Annotated in this window: 1 protein-coding gene; it reads left to right on the top strand. The window is 67.3% G+C overall.

Going from position 1 to position 1,408, the window contains the following annotated elements:
• The first annotated feature begins 57 nt into the window (after window positions 1–57).
• Window positions 58–1,242 (top strand): IS701 family transposase, encoded by a 1,185-nt coding sequence (locus tag ACZ6KY_RS42150; protein ID WP_469315532.1) that lies wholly within the window; start codon window positions 58–60, stop codon window positions 1,240–1,242.
• The last annotated feature ends 166 nt before the right edge of the window (window positions 1,243–1,408 follow it).

Raw genomic sequence — 1,408 nt, 5'->3', positions numbered from 1 at the left:
CTAGTACTGCAACGGTGTCTACCGTGACTGCTGGCCAGGGTCGTCGTTGATGTGGTTATGGGTGGGGACCTTGCTGATGTGCGTGTGTGGGCGAGCGAACTGGATGCGGTGCACGGGCGGTTCGTGCACCGGTTCAGCCGGTCGGAGCCGCGGGAGTCGGCGCTGGCCTATATGCGGGGGCTGATCGCTCCGTTGCAGCGCAAGAACGGCTGGACGCTGGCCGAGGAAGCGGGCCATGGCGGGCCGGACCGTATCCAGCGGATGCTGAACCGGATCGAGTGGGACGCCGACGAGGTCCTCGACGATGTGCGCCGGTACGTGGTGGACAACCTGGGTGACCGGGAGGCGGTGTTGATCGTCGACGACACCGGCTTCCTGAAGAAGGGCACCCGCTCGGCAGGGGTGCAGCGGCAGTATTCCGGCACCGCGGGCCGGACGGAGAACTCCCAGATCGGTGTCTTCCTCGCCTACGCCACCGGCCGCGGACGCACCCTGATCGACCGGCGGCTCTATCTGCCCACGTCGTGGACGGACGACCGGGAACGCTGCCGCCGGGCCGGCATCAGCGACGAGGTCGCTTTCGAAACGAAGGTGGTCATGGCCAAGGCGATGGTCCGAAAAGCGATCGCGGACCGGATCCCGTTTCGTTGGGTGACCGCGGATGCCGCCTACGGCTTCAGCAAGGGCTGGCGCTTCGAACTCGAGCAGGCCGACGTCTTCCACGTCATGGCCACCACCCGGCACGACACCGTCGTCACCCGCTGGGCACTCGACCACCCCGTCCACGACCTGTTTCCCGGCCTGCCCCGGCAGAAGTGGAAGCGCCGTTCCTGCGGCGAGGGAGCACATGGCCGGCGGATCTACGACTGGGCCCGCGTCGAAGTCCGCCCATGGCACCGCGAAGACCGCCGGCACTGGGTGATTGCCCGCCGCAGCGTCAGCCGGCCCGAGGAGATCTCCTACTACATCGCCTACTGCCCCGCCGACACCACCCTGGACCAGCTGATCCGCATCGCCGGCAGCCGCTGGGCGGTGGAAGAGTGCTTCCAGACCGCGAAGCAGGAGTGCGGCCTGGACGACTACCAGGTCCGCCGCTACCCCGGCTGGCACCGCCATATGACCCTCGCCATGGCCGCTCACGCCTGCCTCACCGTCCTGCGGGCCCGCCAGCTGGACACGGAGAAAGCAGAAACGGATCCTCCCAGCTCATCCGCCTCAGCCTCGCCGAGATCCGACGGCTGATCACCCGCCTCACCGACCGCCGCCCCACCCCCATCGACCACATCCTGCACTGGTCAACATGGCGCCGACGACGCCAGCATCAAGCCCGCGCCAGTCACTACAAACGACGCGGACACAGCCCCTGAAAACTGCCCAGCACTCAGAACAAACACCGTTGCAGTACTAG

It is taken from the genome of Streptomyces sp. NPDC042002 (assembly GCF_055588305.1).
The sequence above is the reverse complement of the archived record's forward strand: the minus strand, read 5'-3'. Positions and strand labels throughout refer to the sequence as shown.